This is a genomic window from Xanthomonas campestris pv. campestris str. ATCC 33913, assembly GCF_000007145.1.
In the GTDB taxonomy this organism is placed as follows: Bacteria; Pseudomonadota; Gammaproteobacteria; order Xanthomonadales; family Xanthomonadaceae; genus Xanthomonas; species Xanthomonas campestris.
On record NC_003902.1, the window covers coordinates 1,918,105 to 1,935,770 of the forward strand.

18 protein-coding genes and 1 other RNA gene are annotated in these 17,666 nt (G+C 65.6%); 7 read left to right on the forward strand and 12 right to left on the reverse strand.

Going from position 1 to position 17,666, the window contains the following annotated elements:
* Positions 1–5: 5 nt before the first annotated feature.
* Genes XCC_RS08580 through XCC_RS08595 form a run of 4 tightly spaced genes read right to left on the reverse strand, consistent with a single transcriptional unit; the run spans position 6 to position 3,017 of the window.
* Positions 6–683, reverse strand: a complete 678-nt coding sequence (locus tag XCC_RS08580; protein WP_019237744.1) for a glycosyltransferase — start codon at positions 681–683, stop codon at positions 6–8.
* Positions 680–1,276, reverse strand: a complete 597-nt coding sequence (locus XCC_RS08585; protein WP_011036821.1) for a class I SAM-dependent DNA methyltransferase — start codon at positions 1,274–1,276, stop codon at positions 680–682. Before XCC_RS08585 ends, XCC_RS08580 begins: the two co-directional genes overlap by 4 nt.
* On the reverse strand, positions 1,273–2,034 hold the full coding sequence (locus XCC_RS08590) for a PIG-L deacetylase family protein (RefSeq protein WP_019237743.1): 762 nt from the start codon (positions 2,032–2,034) through the stop codon (positions 1,273–1,275). Before XCC_RS08590 ends, XCC_RS08585 begins: the two co-directional genes overlap by 4 nt.
* The gene (locus XCC_RS08595; RefSeq protein WP_019237742.1) at positions 2,022–3,017 is read right to left on the reverse strand and encodes a hypothetical protein; all 996 of its coding nucleotides are present in this window, start codon (positions 3,015–3,017) and stop codon (positions 2,022–2,024) included. Before XCC_RS08595 ends, XCC_RS08590 begins: the two co-directional genes overlap by 13 nt.
* 285 nt (positions 3,018–3,302) lie before the next feature.
* On the opposite strand from XCC_RS08595, the gene XCC_RS08600 reads away from it, so the two are divergent.
* Together XCC_RS08600 and XCC_RS08605 are read left to right on the forward strand one after the other, a co-directional pair.
* Entirely contained in the window at positions 3,303–3,914 is a 612-nt protein-coding gene (locus tag XCC_RS08600) for a DUF488 domain-containing protein (protein WP_029628980.1), read from the forward strand.
* A 175-nt stretch (positions 3,915–4,089) separates the two neighbouring features.
* Positions 4,090–4,320 carry a DUF1653 domain-containing protein gene (locus XCC_RS08605; RefSeq protein WP_029628979.1) on the forward strand — a complete coding sequence of 77 codons (231 nt, stop codon included), beginning with the start codon at positions 4,090–4,092 and terminating at the stop codon, positions 4,318–4,320.
* Between the two features lie 35 nt (positions 4,321–4,355).
* Here XCC_RS08605 and XCC_RS08610 read toward each other — a convergent pair whose 3' ends face one another.
* Together XCC_RS08610 and XCC_RS22765 are read right to left on the reverse strand one after the other, a co-directional pair.
* Positions 4,356–4,574 (reverse strand): hypothetical protein, encoded by a 219-nt coding sequence (locus XCC_RS08610; RefSeq protein ID WP_011036826.1) that lies wholly within the window; start codon positions 4,572–4,574, stop codon positions 4,356–4,358.
* A 52-nt stretch (positions 4,575–4,626) separates the two neighbouring features.
* A complete protein-coding gene (locus XCC_RS22765) occupies positions 4,627–4,923 on the reverse strand; it encodes a hypothetical protein (protein ID WP_170873826.1) in 297 nt (98 codons plus the stop codon).
* 167 nt (positions 4,924–5,090) lie between these two features.
* Between XCC_RS22765 and XCC_RS08620 the strand changes: the two genes are divergently transcribed.
* Positions 5,091–5,164, forward strand: a non-coding RNA gene (locus XCC_RS08620) — sX9 sRNA.
* Positions 5,165–5,323: 159 nt separating this feature from the next.
* Here XCC_RS08620 and XCC_RS08625 read toward each other — a convergent pair.
* The gene (locus tag XCC_RS08625; RefSeq protein ID WP_011036828.1) at positions 5,324–6,061 is read right to left on the reverse strand and encodes a DNA/RNA non-specific endonuclease; all 738 of its coding nucleotides are present in this window, start codon (positions 6,059–6,061) and stop codon (positions 5,324–5,326) included.
* Between the two features lie 715 nt (positions 6,062–6,776).
* Here XCC_RS08625 and XCC_RS22550 point away from each other — a divergent pair.
* Together XCC_RS22550 and XCC_RS08630 are read left to right on the forward strand one after the other, a co-directional pair.
* A complete protein-coding gene (locus XCC_RS22550) occupies positions 6,777–6,905 on the forward strand; it encodes a hypothetical protein (protein ID WP_014507435.1) in 129 nt (42 codons plus the stop codon).
* Positions 6,902–9,769, forward strand: coding sequence for a hybrid sensor histidine kinase/response regulator (locus XCC_RS08630; protein ID WP_011036829.1), 2,868 nt, complete (start codon positions 6,902–6,904; stop codon positions 9,767–9,769). The genes XCC_RS22550 and XCC_RS08630 overlap by 4 nt, the downstream gene beginning before the upstream one ends.
* 22 nt (positions 9,770–9,791) lie before the next feature.
* Here the strand turns inward: XCC_RS08630 and XCC_RS08635 are convergent, their stop codons facing one another.
* A complete protein-coding gene (locus tag XCC_RS08635) occupies positions 9,792–10,166 on the reverse strand; it encodes a response regulator (RefSeq protein WP_011036830.1) in 375 nt (124 codons plus the stop codon).
* Positions 10,167–10,358: 192 nt separating this feature from the next.
* Here XCC_RS08635 and XCC_RS08640 point away from each other — a divergent pair, with 192 nt between their 5' ends.
* Together XCC_RS08640 and XCC_RS08645 are read left to right on the forward strand one after the other, a co-directional pair.
* Positions 10,359–11,855 carry an ATPase domain-containing protein gene (locus tag XCC_RS08640; protein WP_019237740.1) on the forward strand — a complete coding sequence of 499 codons (1,497 nt, stop codon included), beginning with the start codon at positions 10,359–10,361 and terminating at the stop codon, positions 11,853–11,855.
* Between the two features lie 82 nt (positions 11,856–11,937).
* On the forward strand, positions 11,938–13,914 hold the full coding sequence (locus tag XCC_RS08645; RefSeq protein WP_372357233.1) for an ATP-binding protein: 1,977 nt from the start codon (positions 11,938–11,940) through the stop codon (positions 13,912–13,914).
* A gap of 37 nt (positions 13,915–13,951) precedes the next feature.
* Here XCC_RS08645 and XCC_RS08650 read toward each other — a convergent pair whose 3' ends face one another.
* Genes XCC_RS08650 through XCC_RS08665 form a run of 4 tightly spaced genes read right to left on the reverse strand, consistent with a single transcriptional unit; the run spans position 13,952 to position 17,662 of the window.
* Entirely contained in the window at positions 13,952–14,677 is a 726-nt protein-coding gene (locus XCC_RS08650) for a tetratricopeptide repeat protein (protein WP_019237738.1), read from the reverse strand.
* Positions 14,677–15,078, reverse strand: coding sequence for a cytochrome c-type biogenesis protein (locus tag XCC_RS08655; protein ID WP_225443923.1), 402 nt, complete (start codon positions 15,076–15,078; stop codon positions 14,677–14,679). The genes XCC_RS08650 and XCC_RS08655 overlap by 1 nt, the downstream gene beginning before the upstream one ends.
* Before the next feature lie 47 nt (positions 15,079–15,125).
* Positions 15,126–15,668, reverse strand: a complete 543-nt coding sequence (locus XCC_RS08660; protein WP_011036835.1) for a DsbE family thiol:disulfide interchange protein — start codon at positions 15,666–15,668, stop codon at positions 15,126–15,128.
* Positions 15,665–17,662 (reverse strand): heme lyase CcmF/NrfE family subunit, encoded by a 1,998-nt coding sequence (locus XCC_RS08665; RefSeq protein ID WP_011036836.1) that lies wholly within the window; start codon positions 17,660–17,662, stop codon positions 15,665–15,667. The genes XCC_RS08660 and XCC_RS08665 overlap by 4 nt, the downstream gene beginning before the upstream one ends.
* Between the last annotated feature and the right edge of the window lie 4 nt (positions 17,663–17,666).

Consider the following 17,666-nt stretch of genomic DNA (forward strand, 5'->3'; position numbering starts at 1 on the left):
GAGGGTCAGCCCAGGCTTGGGCTGGCTGCCAGCAGGGCTGCCTCCAGGCGCAGCAGATAATCGGCGAAGCCGCCACTGGCACGTGCACTGCGGCGCGCGCTGGTGTTCACCACCGGGCTGGCCAGGCGCGCGATGCGCATGCCGGCCTGTTCCAGGGCGGCGACCAGCGCGACATCTTCGCTGCTACTCGCGTTGGAAAAGCCGCCGGCGGCCAGATAGGCGGAGGTCCGCATGCCCAGGTTTGCGCCATGCACATGCGGATGGCCGTCGTGCCGGATTTCGCTGGCCAGAAACGCGGCGCGGGTCTGGCTCAGGTGATCGCGCCAGTCGGTCACTTCCACGACGCCGCAGAAGGCATCTGCCGCGCAGGCGAGTTGCGCCATAAGCCAATCGGGCGGCACGCGGGTGTCGGCATCGGTGCACGCCAGCCAATGCGCACCGCGCGCAATCGCCGCGCTTGCGGCGGCCGCGCGTGCAACGCCCACGCCGCCGCACACCTCCTGGGTGATCGCGCCATGCGCGCGGGCGATGACGCCGGTTTGATCGGTGCAACGGTCCAGTGCGACGTGAATCTCGACCGCTTCGCCTTGCAGTGCCGGGTGCTGCGCGGCCACGCGGATGGACTGCAGGCACGGCCCGATCAGTGCCTGCTCGTTATGCGCGGGGATGGTGACCGCGATCATCGCAACTGCTCGCGTTGTGCGATTGAGGGGCCGGCCATCCATGCCTGCAGCAGGAAATCTGCGTCTTCGTAGCGGCACAGGGTATCGCGCGCCAGCACCTGATCGAGCGCTTGATGCACCTGCTCCGCACTGCGCACCGCGCCTTCGAACGGATGCCGCCAGTGGCAGGCCACCAGGCAACCTTGCGGCGCCAGCGATGTGGCGAACAAAGCGACGGTGCGCTCGAATGCATTTGCGTCGAGGTAATAACCGACTTCGCTGAAGACGATCAGGTCGAATTGACCGGTTGGCCAGTCGGCCGGATGGTTGGCTTGTTGCAGCGTGATGCCTGGGTGCTGCTGCACGCGCTCGCTGGCCAGCTTGACGGCGTGGTGAGAAAGATCGGTTGCCAGCAAGCGGGTGCAGCGCGTGCCCAGCTCTGCGGTGAGCTCGCCATTGGAACAGCCGAATTCCCAGCCGCGGTCGACCAAGGGAAAGGGCAGGGCGGCCAGCAGCACGGCGCGCTTGCGTTGCTCGTACCAGCGCGAGCGGTAACCGAACGGGTCAGCGTCCGCGTAGAGCTGCTCGGAGTCGTCGCTGTTCAACACGCTCATGCGAGGAACACTTCGAACGTGCGATCGAAACGCGCCAGCACATGCGGCGGAAGAATCGGCTCGTTGACCGGCGGAGTGCAGGTGCCGAGCTGGGTGGAAAAACACGTGATCGCGCGCTGTTTGGCGGCGTGCACGGCGGGCGTGAGCTCGAAACGCAGCGCGCGGTCATCTTCGAAAACGCCGTCGCCCGGTTGCGACCAATGCCATGCCCACACCGGATAGGTGAGCAGGCGCACACCGTGGCGCGCGCAGGCGGCGCGGGTGGCACGCGCAGCGGCTTCGTGGTCGGGGTGCGCGTCGCGGTGCCAGGTGACCAACACAAGATCCTGTGGCTGGAGATGGCTGGCAATCGCGTGCGTCATGGCGTCTTCGTGCTCGTGCAATGCGCCGTCGCCAAGATCGCAATGGGTCACCGCGTGATTGGTCAGCCCAAGGGCCGCCAGTGCCGCATCGAGTTCCTGCCTGCGCGCAGGCGCCAACAGGTGCGGTGCCCAGGCGGGCACGTGCGGGTAGGCCATCTCGCCATCGGTCAGCGCAATCACACAGACTGGAATGCCGTGTGCTTGCGCGGCGGCCATCAAACCACCACAGCCAAGCACTTCATCGTCCGGATGTGGCGCAACCACCACCAGCCGCCGCGCATCCTGCAGCAGCGCGCCCAGTGACGCTTGCGGCATGTGCTGGAGCACGGCTGCAGCGCGCCACACCGATTCCGGAGTTCCGGTGCCTTCGATCGGCTGCCCTGCTAGAGCGTCCATGCGGCCGCCTCCTGGTGGCAGCGCTCGCCCAGTGATTGCAGGTCCCGCTCTGCATGGTGTTGGCGAATGAAGACCAGCAGATCTGCACACCGCTGCGCATGCGCGCCCTGCATGCAAAGCGGGCCCGGGCCGAGTGCGCGGGCGACGCGATCCACGGTGTCGCGGGCGATAGCTTCGACACTGCTGCGCAGCTGCATCACCTCGCGCTGATGCGCCAGGTGTTGCTGCGCATCGATGCGTGCCGCCAGCTCGCGCATGAGCGCACGTGTGCTGGCCAGGCCCGCATCGATGGCGCCGAGGTGCGCAGCGGCGTGTGGGTCGCGGCGCACGCGCGGTGATTGCCGCAATACGTCGGCCACCGCCGCGGTTGCGCCGAACCAGCACGCAGCAATGCCGGCACCGCCGTGCCAGAACCCCGGGCGCGCCAGATAGCCGCCATCTGCGGCAACCAGCTGTGCCGGCGTGGCAGAGAAGGTGACGTTGGCCGTTTCGATCGCGCGCATGCCGAGCGCCTGCCACGCGCTGGCATCGATGCGAATGCCGGGCTGATCGAGCGCAACGGCAAACAGACCTGGGGCACCCTGGTGCGGAGCGGTGACCAGTGTATGCGTGACATGCGCTGCGCCCGAGCACCAGGCCTTGGTGCCGTGCAATGCGTTGCCGGTGAAGTGCATGTCTGTGCCTGGCGGCTCGGTCGCCCACACGGCCCAGCACTGCCCTGGCTGCATGAGATCACTGCCCAGATCCGCGCAGATGGCCTGCGCGTCGTAGTGCGCCTCCAACAATTTGGCAACGCACAAGTCCGCCGCCGCGATGTCGGCGAGGATGCGCCAGCGTGCGAGGGTGTCGCCACGGCCAGGTAGGGGCAGCGTGGGATGCATGGCCAGCCACGTATTCGCTGCGGCCAGGTCGAGGCCGCTCTGCGCAGATGCTGGAGAAAGTGATGACGAAATGAGTGTCATCGGACTGATGCGTGCGTTCATCACGAAAAGCTAAGCAGCGCTCGGTGCAAGAGGTGTGAGGCGGTCATCGCGGCGCGGTGATGACGCCGGTTGAGTTGGCTTGCGTGTGCTGTGAGCAGGCAGTCACGAGGATTCGTTGGCGTGCAAGCAACAGAAAGGCGGGAGTCTCGGAGCGGCGGCATTTGCAGCGACGTTGCGAAATTGCAGCCAGCAAGCACATGCACTGGCGCAACAGCCAGTTCACCTCGCGTGCGTGGCAGATCTTTTACGGTCGCACTGAACTTTCGCGATCAATGAATCATGGCGATGAACAATGAAACGCCGCAGATCCACGAGGTACATGCGTTGGACGAAGCGGATGCCGGTGCTCCCAGCACCGTCTGGACGATTGGCCATTCCACACGCAGTTGGGAAGCGTTTTTCGCACTGCTGCGCGTGCACCGCATCGAGGCGGTGGTGGATGTGCGGCGCTTTCCTGGCTCCAGGCGGTATCCGTGGTTTGCAAGTGACGTAATGGCATCGGCGTTGGCCGAGATCGGCTTGGCCTACGTCTGGTTGCCGCAGCTCGGTGGACGCCGTCGTGCGCAGCCGGGATCGCCGAATGGGGCCTGGCGTAATGCCGCGTTCCAGGGCTATGCCGATCATATGACCAGCGCGGAATTCCAGCAGGCATTTGCGCGAGTGACCACGCTTGCGGCGAGCACGCGTAGCGCGCTGATGTGTGCAGAGGCGCTGTGGTGGCAGTGCCACCGCCGGTTGATTTCCGATTTGCTGGTGCACCGCGGCCATGCAGTGTTGCACGTGATGAGCGAGAAGCCCCCGCAGCCGCACCAACTGACGCCCGGCGCGCAGGCGGCAGGCACGGATTTGATTTATCCACCGCAGCAGGGCGCTTTATTTGCGGAGCACGATGCGTAGCCTGCACGCATCGCGCGCAGCGCCTAAGCAAGCTGCAGTGTTTTGACGCAAGCCTGCCAGCACGCGTCATGTCGTCTGCTGATAGCGAGCGCGAGTCCAGCAGTCAGCAGCCATCGCACCACGCGAGCGGCGAAGCTAGGCTACCCTTGCGCACTTCCACTCATGACGCATGCCCATGCCTTCCTTGCCTCCACTCCCGTCCATTGAGCCCGGCCGTTATCGGCATTTCAAAGGGGGGCACTACGAGGTGTTGGACGTGGTTCGTCACAGCGAGACATTGGCGCCGCTGGTGCTGTACCGCCCGCTCGAGACGGACGTAGGGATGTGGGTGCGGCCATTCGAGATGTTTGTGGCGCAGGTCGAGGTAGAGGGCATGATGCGGCCGCGGTTCGAACGTATCGGCTGACCGCAGGCCCTGCGTCGCTTCTGCCGCTTCGATGCTTACGCGTCGTGCTGGCGGTCGAGCGCCTCCCGCGACAGCAGGCCAAGTCTGGAGGCGAAGGCGATCACCAGCTCCACCGCTTCGGCGCCATCGTCGGGATAGCGGCGGAGCAGGTCGCGCTCGAACGCTTCGATCGCCTCCCACGGGTCCGCGCTGGTCGCCACGCGCCGGCAGAGCTGCTCGAACAGACTGGTGGGCGGGTGAGGTGGGGGTGCCATGGCAGAAGTGTCGCCAGTCCGCGTCTCATGCCGTGAGACGGTGTGGCCGATACTAGGTCGGATGGATCGAACCGCGCTGCGCACACATCTGGATCATCTCGATGCCGCGGTGCCGGCGTTGCTGAAGTCGTGCCCGGATCGCTGCCATTTCTGGCAAGCCTTTGCCGGGATGGCTGAGGTCATCGAGGCACGCGCATTGTCGGTCGAAGATGCACGCTTTGTCGGTCGGCGCATCGACGAGATTCTTGCCTGGCATGGTCTTGAAGAGCTCGGCCGTGATGCGTAGGCGCTGCGCGGCGATCCAGTTCCACACGTAACCCGACAGGTCACCGCGCTTGAGGCCGGCCACGGCTACGCAGTTGCTCGGCATCGGGACGCACTGCAGTTACGGCGCGCGTATGCATCGGCGTGGGCGTCGGGCACGAACCTGATCACAAACGCGCCACCGATGTTTAGAGCAGCTATCAAAACTACTGCGCAGCCGCCAGGCGGGCGCGGCCAGTGCTCGGAATCCTCATGTACCCCGTACACTCCGGTTCCTCCGCGCCTTCCGCACCCACCTGACGACTGCTCGCTACGTTTTGTTAGCCGCTCTTAGCGGTTCGGGCGAACGCCAAGAGCCAATCTCGCCGGCCTGCAATGCATGGAGTGCAAGCAGGCAGAAGCTTTAGTAAGTAGCGCGACTATGCGCCGCGCGTAAAAGCAAAAAGCCCTGCATACAGGGCTTCTTGCGCATTACGTCAGATCGGTTAACCCAGGTCGCAATTGCTCGGCTGCGGCCAGGTGGTTGCAGGCAGCATTGCCTTCACTGCGGCTGGTGCTGAGATGCCGATCTCGCTGGCACCGTAGAGGTCTTCCAGCTCATCGATGCTGACGATGTAGCTGTCCAGTGAGCCAAGCGTGGCGCTGTTGGGAATCAGCCAGCTGATCGCGCGCGTGCCGCCGCCCGGGTTGGCGGTGATGATGGTCTTCCAGAAGAAATCCGGTGTGCGGATGCCGTGGCTGGCCAGGAAGTAGTCGTTGCTGGTGTCGCTATAGATCACGCCGCCATAGACCTGCACGCTGGCGATGTCGCGGTAGCACTCGGCGACATTTTCTGCACGTACCCAGATTCCCTGGTTGAAGCCAGCCACCTGCGGAACGATGTTGGACATGAAGTTGGCACGGCGAATGTAGGTGGCGTTGTAGTCCATGTGGTTGGAGGTAACTAGATGGCCACGGTCGTAGCCGGAGCGCACGCTCGCATACGAGTTGGTGGTGGTCTGGCCGGCGCAACCGCTGGGCAGATCGGTGTCCAGGAAGAAGCTGGACGGACGCGCGGCCGAGCCGGTGTCGGCGGTGAGCGTGTATTCGTAACGCAAGGCCGTGCGGTTGGTGCAGTCGTAGCGCAGCAGGAAGCCGCCCTTGTTGAGCGTGACCACCTGGGCCTGGGCACCGGCACTGAAGGTGGTGAGGAGGAAAACGGCGAGGAAGATTCCCAAACGCATAGCGGCACATCTCCGTGGGTAGTGTGTCTGTCAGTTAGGCGCACGCCGCTGGCGCCAGGCACCGGAAACGTCCGCCGCCTGTCGAGCGAGATGCGTGATTGCGTTGATGTCGCGGGCAGCCGAAGGCCGCCTGTGTAGGCCTGTCAGTGAATGGTGGTGCCGCGCCCCTATCGCCACGCAGTGGCACGCGGTGAGTTAGATATCCGTCAAGCGAGCGCGAGCGTCAACGCTGGATTTCGCGAGCTGTGACTCAGCGCAAAAACTTCAACTGTGTAATAGCGCGATCACCTGCGTGCAAACAAACTGTCGTGCACGTGCTGCATCGTTGTGCATGCGCGCGTACTGATGCATGCCATCGCTTTGTTGCACGCCAATGGTGCATCAACATCAAGATGCGTTCTGGATGCACAGCAAGCCCGAATCGCCAGAGCACGGCCGATCGGCAAACACGCAAGCACCAGCATGCGTGGTCTTGCACTCACAGCAGCATCCAGCGGCGCGGCATGATTGAGCGCTTGCGTGGCTGATGCGTGCCACACCATCAGCAAAGAACGCGACACCTTCATCAGCGACCTGCGACAACAGCAACATGCACTCCAGGCGTGCGTGCTGGACGTGGCTGCGCCGCACTCCCATCATTTGCGGCAGCGGCTGCTAGCCCTCGTCACGTGCAGCTGCGGTGTCGCATTCCCTTTGCTTTCTGGTGTTCAGACACATGTATGCACGCGTGACCACGGATGCCACGGCGTTGTTCGCCAGCGTCAACGCCGTAGAGGTGTTTATCGGCGAAGTGTCGCTGCCGTGCGCGATGATGGCCCCGCAGGTGCGGCGGGAACGCGCGTGACGGCGGCATTTCCGCACGGTGCCAGCATCATGGCGCAAGCGGTGCGCGAGCACGATTGGGCGCTGACGCCACTCGGGCCGCCAACACAATGGCCGGCACCGCTGCGCAGCGCGGTCAACCTTATTCTGAGCTCGCCCGAAAGCATGTATCTGGTGTGGGGCGAGGCGCTGACATTCTTCTACAACGACGCCTACACCCCGATCCTGGGCCCGCGCCAACGGCGTGCGTTGGGCGCGCCGTTGCGCGCGTTGTGGGCCGATGCGTGGGACGCCGTGCGTGGGCCGATCGAGGCCGCGTTTGCCGGCCACGCGTCGCGCTTCGAGGAAATGCCCATCGGCATGAATCGGCACGGCAGCCCGGAGCAGACCTGGTGGACGTTTTCGTTTTCGCCGATCTATCTGGACGATGGCCGTGTGGGCGGTGCGTTCTGCGTCACCAACGAGGTCACCGATCGCAAGCTGGCGCAGCAGCACCTGGCCGACGAACACGAGCGCCTGATCCGGTTGTTCGAGCAGGCGCCGATGTTCATGGCGTTCCTCACCGGGCCGCAGCATCGGGTGGAGTTCGTCAATGATGGCTATTCGAAGCTGATCGGGCACCGCGATGTGATCGGCAAGCCGCTGGCCGAGGCATTGCCGGACGCGGCCGAGCAGGGCTACCTGCAGCCGCTGGACGAGGTGTACCGCTCCGGCCGTGCGTACACGGCCAATGCGCTTGCCTACACCATGCAGGCCGAACCGGACGGTGCAGTGGAGCGGCGCCTGCTGGATCTGGTGTATCAGCCAATCACCGGCAGCGATGGCGCGATCTCCGGCGTGTTCATTCAGGGCCTGGATATCACCGACCGCCTCAGCCTGGAACGCGCCGTGCGCGAAGCGGAGGTGCGCAACCGGCAGATCCTGGACAGCGTGATGGATTACGCCATCATCGCCACCGATCTGCAGGGCCGGGTGACGTCCTGGAATGAGGGCGCGCGGCGCATCCTGGGCTGGGCCGAGGCCGACATGTTGGGCCAGACGCTGGAGCGCACCTTCACCCTAGAGGACATCGCACGCAAGCAGTTGTTGGTCGAAATGGCGAGTGCGTTGGAAACAGGCAGCGGCACGGATGAGCGCTGGCATGTGCGCAGCTCCGGCGAGCGCTTCTGGGCCAACGGCTCGATGATGGTGCTGCGCGAGGAAACCGGCGCAGCCATCGGGTTCGTGAAGGTGTTGCGCGACCGCACCGCCGAGCGCCTGGCCGGCGAAGCGCTGCTCAAGAGCGAGCGCCGCCTGGATGCGCTGGTGCGTGCGTCGTCGCATGCGATCTTTTCGGCCAGTGCCGATTGGAGTGCCTTGCGTCACCGCGTGGGCAATGGCGTGCTCAGCGACGACCTGCCGGCCAATCCACGCTGGCAGCAGGAGCTGGTGCATCCGGACGATCGCGCGCAGCTGGCACAAGCCAGTGCCACCGCCATCGCGAACACGGCCAGCCTGGATGTGGAGTACCGCGTCAATCTTCCCGACCAGCAGACCGGCTGGACGCAGATGCGTGCGGTGCCGCTGCTGGATGCGCACGGGCGCATCATCGAGTGGTTCGGCACCGCCACCGACATCACCGACAAGCGGCAGGCCGAGGCGCAGTTGCGCCAGCTCACCGATACCCTGGAAGAGCGCGTGCGCGAGCGCACCGCCGAGCTGTTGTTGGCCGAAGAAAAATTGCGCCAGAGCCAGAAGATGGAAGCGGTGGGGCAGCTCACCGGCGGGCTGGCGCATGACTTCAATAATCTGTTGACTGCCATCAGCGTGGGGCTGGAGCTGCTGCAAACGCGCATCGCGCAAGGCCGTTACGACCGGCTGGAGCGCTATGTAGAGATGGCGCAATCCAGCGCGGCGCGTGCGGCGGCGCTGACCCAGCGCCTGCTGGCGTTTTCGCGGCGGCAAACGCTGGCGCCCACGGCGCTGGAAGTGGAAACGCTGGTGCGCGGCATGCGCGAGATCATTGCGCGCACGCTGGGACCATCGATCGCGCTGCAACTGCGTGCCGATGCGCAAGCGTGGCAGGTGCTGGTCGATGCGCCGCAGCTGGAAAACGCCTTGCTCAACCTGTGCATCAATGCACGTGACGCCATGCCCGATGGCGGTGCCCTGACCATCGCCATTACCAATGCCGAGCTGCGTGGCAGCGCCGCGCAGCAGCTGGAGCTGCCGGAAGGGCAATACGTGTGCCTGAGCGTGCAGGACACCGGCACGGGCATGAGCGAAGAGGTGATGGAAAAAGTGTTCGAACCGTTCTTCACCACCAAGCCGATCGGGCAGGGCACCGGCCTTGGTCTGTCGATGATCTATGGGTTTACCCGGCAGTCCGGCGGGCAGGTGCGCATGCATTCCGAAGCCGAGGTCGGTACCACCATGTCGCTGTACCTGCCGCGCTTTACCGGCGAACCGTTGCCCGCCGACCAGGCCGCCATCGACGCGCCCACGCTGCCAACGGCCGGCGACAGCAAGACCGTGTTGCTGGTGGAAGATGAAGCGCCGATCCGCATCCTGATCTGCGAAGTGCTGATCGATGCCGGCTACCGGGTCATCGACGTCGCGGACGGCAGTACCGCGGTGGAGCGCCTGCAATCGGCGGAGGTGATCGACCTGCTGGTGACCGACGTCGGCCTTACTGGCGCGCTCAATGGACGGCAGGTGGCCGATGCCGGCCGTCTGCAGCGGCCAGCGCTGCCGGTGTTGTTCGTGACCGGCTACGCAGCGAGCGCGGCCGTGGGTGCCGGGCAACTGGAAACAGGCATGGAAGTGCTGACCAAGCCATTCCTGGCCGCCGACCTGGAGCGCAGGGTTGGCCAACTGCTCGCAAGCTCTGGCGGCGGTGCTGCCTGACTGCTGCTGCCAGCGCGGTGAGTTACAGCGAGGTGCGAACGGTGTCCAGCAGATCGCGCAGCGTGAACGGCTTGGTGAGCAGACGCATGCCGCTGGCCAGAAAGTCCTTGCGCGCCGATGCCGCACCTGCGAACCCGGTCATGAACACGATGGGCAAGCTCGGGTACAACACACGTGCGTTATCGGCCAGGTCGCGCCCGTTCATGCCGGGCAGGCAGATATCGGACAACAGCAAATCAAAGACCGGCAGGTTCTGTAGCTGCTGCAATGCAACTTCGGCATCCTCCGCGGCGACCACCGTGTAGCCTTCGTCACTCAGGATGTCGGTGGTCATCAGGCGGATAGCGTCGTTGTCTTCCACCAGCAGGATGCGTGCGTGTGCAGTTGCGTGATTCACCAGAGCCTCAAAACAATCTGTCGCGGTGCAGCGATCTGCATGCAACGCTAGGGCAGTGGCCGTGAGGGTTGCGTTGGGGCAGGTGTGACGGTGTCCAGCGGCAGGCCTGGCAGCAAGCTGAGCACTTCAGCCGGCTACGGTGAAGGAGTGAACGCGCGTGTTAACCTGAATGGCCTAGGGACACTTCATCCAATGACCTCAACGCGTATCGCCACGGGAACAAGCGGACTCGACACCATCCTGCGTGGTGGGTTGCCGTCCAACCGGCTGTACCTGCTCGAAGGCCAGCCAGGCTCGGGCAAGACCACGCTGGCGCTGCAGTTCCTGCTGGAAGGCGCGGCCAAAGGCGAGAGTTGCCTGTACATCACCTTGTCCGAAACGCTGGATGAGCTGCAAGAGGTTGCGCAGTCGCACGGCTGGTCGCTGGATGCGCTGCATATCTTCGAGCTGGCATCGGCCGAAGCGTTTCTGGGCGACGGGCGGCAGCAATCCATCCTGCATCCGTGGGAACTGGAACTGGATGGCACCGTCAAGCTCATCCAGGCCGAGGTGGACCGGGTCAAGCCGCAGCGCGTGGTGTTCGACTCGTTGTCCGAGCTGCGCCTGCTGGCGCAGGACTCGCTGCGCTACCGCCGCCAGGTGCTGGCGCTCAAGCAGTTCTTTGCGCCGCGCAATATCACCGTGCTGCTGGTAGACGATCTGACCGGCACCAGCGAGGGACGCGATTCGCATCTGCATAGCCTGTGTCATGGCGTGGTGTCGCTGGAGCGGTTGACCCTGGATTTCGGCGCCGCACGTCGGCGCATGCAGGTGCAGAAACTGCGCGGCGTGGATTTCATTGCCGGCTATCACGATCTGTCGATCCTGCGTGGCGGCCTGCGGATCTATCCGCGCCTGATCGCCTCCGACCACCATGTCACCTTTATCGGCGATGCAGTCTCCAGCGGGGTGCAGGAAGTCGACGATCTGCTGCACGGTGGGCCGTTGCGTGGCACCAGTACCTTGCTCACCGGCCCGGCCGGCAGTGGCAAGACCAACCTCGCCCTGCAATACGTCGCTGCGGCGTGTGCGCGTGGCGAGCACTGCTGCATCTTCGAATTCGACGAGCGTACCGGCACCTTGCTGGCCCGTGCCGAATCGCTGGGGCTGGATCTGCGCCGGCATCTGGAGTCCGGGTTGCTCGAGCTACGCCAGATGGATCCGGCCGAGCTGTCGCCGGGCGAGTTCGCCTGGCAGGTGCGCGCCAGCGTGGAGCAGCGCAACTGCCGCCTGCTGGTGATCGACAGCCTCAACGGCTATCTGTCGTCGATGCCGCAGGAAAAACAGCTGATGCTGCAGATGCACGAGCTGCTGTCGTATCTCAACCAGAGCGGCGTGACCACGTTCCTGATCAATCCGCAGCATGGTCTGGTGGGCACGATGTCCACCGGCAACCTCAACATCTCCTACATGGCCGACACCGTCATCCTGTTCCGCTTCTTCGAAGCACAGGGCCGCATCCGCAAGGCGCTGTCGGTGATCAAGAACCGCAGCGGTGCGCACGAAGATGCCATCCGCGAGCTGCGCATCGGCAATTCGGGCATTCGCCTGAGCGCGCCGCTCAACGACTTCCACGGCGTGCTGACCGGGACGCCGCATTTCATCGGTGACGAGGCGCCGCTGCTGGGCAACGATCTTGCGCGGCGTTGAGGCCCCCGGCTGCACGGTCCACATCGTGGCGCCGTTCGGCCGCGATGCTGAGAGCATTGCGGTCATCCTGGATCGTCAGGACCTGTCGGTGTGCATCCATGACTCGCTCGCGCAGATGGCGCGGCAGCTGGACGACTCCGCCGGCGTGGTGGTGCTGACCGAAGAAGCGGTGTCCGGTGATGTGGAGGCCTTGACCGCCGCGCTGCAGGCGCAGCCGCCATGGTCGGACATTCCGTTCGTGCTGCTGCGCTCCTCGCGCGGTGCCTATTACAACCGGCACACCACGCTGCCGGCGGCGGCGATCAATGTCATCGAGCTGGAACGCCCGTTGGGTGCGGTGTCGTTGCAGAGCGCCATTTCCACAGCGCTGCGCTCGCGTCAGAAGCAATTCGTCATTCGCGACCAGATGGCGCAGCTGGCCGAAAGCCAGGCGGCGCTGGCGCTGAGCGAAGCCGAGCTGCGCCGCGTCACCGATGCGTTGCCGGTGCTGATCGCCTTCATCGACAAACACCTGATCTACCGCTTCGCCAACCAGGCCTATGAAGTTTGGATCGGGCAGTCGCCCGCCGCTGTGGTGGGGCGGTCGCTGGACGAGGTGATGGGGCCGGCGCTGGTGCGCCAGCGGCGCGGCTGGATCGATGCCGCCCTTGCCGGGAAGGCGCTCACCGTGGAGGTGAGCTGGCCGCATGCAGACGGCCGCCGCCGCGATGCGGAGATCCGCTACCTGCCACGCTTCGATGCACATGGCGAGGTGGACGGCTTTCATGTGTTCGCCACCGACGTGACCGCGCGCACCGTGGCGATGGAGTCGATCCAGCAGCAGGCCACGCTGCTCGAAGCCAAGGTGGCCGAACGCACCGCCGAGTTGGAGCAGCAGATGCAGGCGCGCGAAAGCAGCGAAGCGGCGCTGCGCCAGGCACAGAAGATGGAAGCGGTGGGCCAGCTCACCGGCGGTATCGCGCACGATTTCAACAACATGCTCACCGGCATTCTCTCGGCACTGGATCTGGCGCGGCTGCGCATCGACCAGGGCCGCAGCGAAGGGCTGGGCCGGTTCCTGGATGTGGCCTCGGCCTCGGCGCTGCGCGCGGCAGCGTTGACCCAGCGGCTGCTGGCGTTTTCGCGCCGGCAATCGCTGGAGGCCCGGCATCTGCACGTCAATGACCTGGTGGTGTCGCTGCAGGAATTGCTGGCGCGCACGCTGGGCGAATCGGTGCAGCTGGTGACCGACCTGCAGGCGGACATGCCGGCGGCGTACGTGGATGAAAACCAGCTGGAAAGCGCCTTGCTCAATCTGGCGATCAACGCGCGCGACGCCATGCCCGATGGCGGCCAGCTGCGCATCGCCACCCGGCATCTGACCGTCACCGACGCACCATTGTTGCTCGGCCGCGGCATTACGCTGGCGGTCGGTGGTTATGCGGTGGTCTCGGTCACCGACAGCGGCACCGGCATGACCCCGGACGTGCTGGAGCGGGTGTTCGAACCGTTCTACACCACCAAGCCGATCGGCCAGGGCACCGGCCTGGGCATGTCGATGATCTACGGCTTCATGCAGCAGTCCAACGGCCAGGTGTGGGTGGAATCGGAACCGGGCGCGGGGACCACCGTCAGCCTGTATCTGCCCTCCGGCGTCAACGTGCACGATGCGCGCCCGGCCGTGCTGCCCAGCAGCGTGGTCGCCGGGCAAGGCCAGCAGGTGCTGGTGGTCGAAGACGATGCACAGGTGCGGCTGCTGGTCACCGAATTACTGCAGGAGCTCGGCTATCAGGCCGAAGTGGTGGCCGATGCCGATGCGGCATTGCCGATCCTGGCCTCGCCGCAGCGCATCGATCTGTTGGTCACCGATGTCGGCTTGCCTGGCCTCAACGGCCGCCAGCTGGCCGAGATCGCCCGCCAGTCGCGTCGCGATCTGCCGGTGATCTTCATGACCGGCTATGCGGAAACCGCGCGCGATCGCGGCGAATTCCTGGGCGAGGGCATGAGCATGATCGCCAAGCCATTTACGCTGGGCGAGTTCAGCGGCAAGTTGCACGAAGTGCTGGGGCCTTCTGCGTAACGCTGCGCGTGCGTCGCTGCCGCCACGCGCTGCAGGATCAACGCGTGGCTGCCTTCGATTGCCGCGCGCTGGCCAACGATTGCGCCACCGCGATCTTGTCGGCAACGGCCTGCTGCATCGGCGAGCCGGTGTCGAGCAATCCATGCAGATGCTGCCAGTGGTCGGTGGCCGCGGCGTAGTCGTGTTGCTGGAAATCGCTGATGCCCAGCAGCCACAGGCCGCGCTGGTTGTCCGGCTCGGCGGCAACCACCTGCTGCAAACGTGCCCGCGAGGACGCATCGATGGCGAAGTCTGCGCGCGTGGCCATGTCCGAGGCCACCCAGCCCACGATGGCCGCGCTGTTGTCCGGTGCCAGCTGCAACGCCTGCGCATACGCATCGCGTGCCTCGGCAGGGCGGTTTTCCTGCTCATGCGCCTTGGCCTGCTGCATCCAGCTGGTGAGCGCCTGTAGCGCGGCGGCCTGTTGCGAGTCCGGTGCCGGCGTTTGCTCTACTGCAGCAGTCATGCCTGACGCAGACGCTGCACTGCCGGGCTGCGCGAGGGCGCTTGCAGCCGCACGCTGTGGTTGCACGTTCGCCATTGCATCGGGCGTGCCGACCAGGCGATACAGCCCCGCCGTGCTCAGTGGCAGGCCCAGCATCAGCAGCAACGGCAGCGCATGCCGCGCGCTGCCGTTGCGCTGCGCATGCTGGCGCACCGGCACCACCAGCAGCGCCGTGGCGCCCACCACCATCGCGGCGCTTGCGACATAAAACCCGATCATCACCAGTCTTCCTCGGTCTGTGGCGCCACCGGGGTGCCGGCACGCGCCCGTTTACGCACGGTGTGCAGGACCACGGCCGCGCCTGCGCCCAACATCAGCAACGGCCCGAACCACAGCAGCCAGGTGCCGCGCTTGACCGGTGGGTCGTACAACACGAAATCCGAATAGCGCTCCACCATGTACTGCTTGATCTGCGCATCGCTGCGGCCGGCCTGAAGTTGCGCGAACACCTGGTGGCGCAGGTCGCGGGCCAGGTCTGCATTGGAGTCGGCCAGGTTCTCGTTCTGGCAGACCAGGCAGCGCAGCTGCGCGGTCAATCGCTGGAAGCGTGTTTCTTCGTTGCGGTCCTTGAACGGCAACGGGTCCACCGCCTGGGCGGCCAGCGGTGGGGCCAGCAGCATGCCCAGCAGCAGCGCCAGCAGCAGGCGCGCGGTGCGTTGCCGCAGGCTCACGGCGCGCCTTGGGACAAGCCCGCAATCGCCGGCATCAATTCATTGCGGATGACCTCCGGCGTCAGCACGCCAATGTGCTTGTAGCGGATTATCCCGTGCGCATCGATCAGGAAACTTTCCGGCGCGCCATACACGCCGAAATCGATCGCGGTCTGGCCGGGCTCATCGGCAATCACCATGCCATAGGGATTGCCGTGCTGCGCGAGCCAGGCGTTGGCATCGGCCGGCGCGTCCTTGTAGTTGTAGCCGATCAACGCCACGCCGAGCGTGCGGCCGTGCGCCATCAGCACCGGATGCTCCTGCGCGCAGGCGGCGCACCAGCTGCCGAAGACATTCAGCACGTAGGGCTTGCCCAGCAATTGATCGCGGGTGATTTGCTGCTGCGGTTGATCCAGCAGCGGCAGCGAGAACGCCGGCGCCGGCTTGCCGATCAGTGGCGAGGGCACATCGCGCGGGTTGTGCTGCATCGTCCAGTAGATGCCGAAGCCGAACAGCGCGGCCAGCGCCAGAAAGCCCAACAAGGGCAGGAGGCGGTTCACAGGTGCAACTCTCCGGCAACGGCGAGGGGAGTGGGGGCGATGGGAGCAGGCGACGACACCGCGGCAACCGCAGGTACCGGTGCGCGGAAGCGCCGCGCGCAGGCGCTGACGAACCCGCCCAGCATCATCAACAGCCCGCCGGCCCAGATCCAGCGGATCAACGGTTTGTAGTACAGCCGCAGCGTCCAGTCGTTTTCGATGTGCTGGTCGTCCAGCGGCTCGCCCAGCGCCACGTAGAGGTCGCGGGTGGCGCCGGCGTCGATCGCCGATTCGGTCTGGATGCGCTCACTGCTGTACAGGCGTTTTTGCGGATGCAAGGTAGCCACCGGCGCACCATCACGGCTGACCTGCACGCTGCCTTGTTCGGCTTTCCAGTTGGGCCCATCCACCAGCTGCACGCCATCGAAGCGGAAGCTGTAGCCGGCGATCTCCGCGCTCTGGCCGGGCGCCAGCCGCACGTCGCGTTCCACCGACAGGCTGTCCGACACCAGCACGCCGGCCACGAACACCGCCACACCGGCGTGCGCCAACAACATGCCGGCCATCTCGGCAGGAAAGCGCCGGCCGCGCGGCATCTCGCGCCAGCGCTTGTGCATGTACAACGCGGTGCCGGCAGCCACCCAGGCGGCCGCACCGATGCCGGCAATGGCCTTGGCCTGGCCCTCGGCAAACACGCTGGCGACCAGCGCGCAGGCGATGGCGGCAATGCCCGCACGCGCGCCCAGCGACAGCAGCGGTGCCATCTCGGCCTTGCCCCAGCGCAAGTACGGGCCGAATGGCATTAACAGCACCACCGGCGCCATCAGCAACGGAAACAGCAGGCCGAAGTAGGGCGGGCCCACAGACACCTTGCCCAGCCCGAACGCATCGGCCACCAGCGGGAACAAGGTGCCCAGCAACACCATCGCCGCGGCCACGGTGAGCAGCAGGTTGCCGACCAGGATCGCGGTCTCGCGCGAGGCCGCTGCGAACGGTTTGCCGGTGGCGATCTTGGGCGCGCGCAGCGCATACAGCAGCAGCGAGCCGCCCACCACCGCCACCAGGAAAATCAGGATGTACAGGCCGCGCCGTGGGTCGGCGGCAAACGCATGCACCGAGGTGAGCACGCCCGAGCGCACCAGGAAGGTACCCAGCAACGACAACGAAAATGCCAGGATCGACAGCAGGATGGTCCAGGCACGCAGGCTGCCGCGTTTTTCGGTCACTGCCTGGGTATGAATCAGCGCGGTGCCCACCAGCCACGGCATGAAACTGGCGTTTTCCACCGGGTCCCAGAACCACCAGCCGCCCCAGCCCAGTTCCGCATACGCCCACCAGCTGCCGGCCACGATGCCGGCGGTGAGGCAGGCCCAGGCGACGTTGGTCCATGGCCGCGCCCAGCGCACCCAGGCCTGTTCGAGTTCGCCGCCCAGCAGGGCGGCTACCGCGAACGCGAATGCCACCGAGAAGCCGACATAACCGGTGTAGAGCACCGGTGGGTGGAAGGTCATGCCCGGGTCCTGCAGCACCGGATTGAGTTCCCTGCCGTCGAGCGGAATCGGCGACAGCCGCCCAAACGGATTGGAGGTCAGCAGGATGAAGGCCAGAAAGCCCACCGATACCAGCCCCAGCACCGCCAGCACGCGTGCGGCGAAGTGCTGCGGCAAGTGCCGGCTGCAGGCGGCCAGCAGCACCGTCCAGGTGGACAGGATCGCGATCCACAGCAGCAGCGAACCTTCGTGCGCGCCCCACACCGCGGCGATGCGGTAATACCAGGGCAGGGCGATGTTGGCGTTGTCGGCGACATAGCGCACCGAAAAATCCAGCGACAGCAGCGACCAGGCCAACAGGCCGAAGGCCAGCCACACGAACACCGCCTGGCCGGCGGCGGCAGGCCGCGCAACCGCCATCAGCGCGGTGTTGCCGCGCCAGGCACCGATCAGCGGCAACACGCCCTGCGTCAGCGACAACAGCAACGCCAAAATCAGCGCGATCTGGCCAAGTTCAGGCGTCATGGGC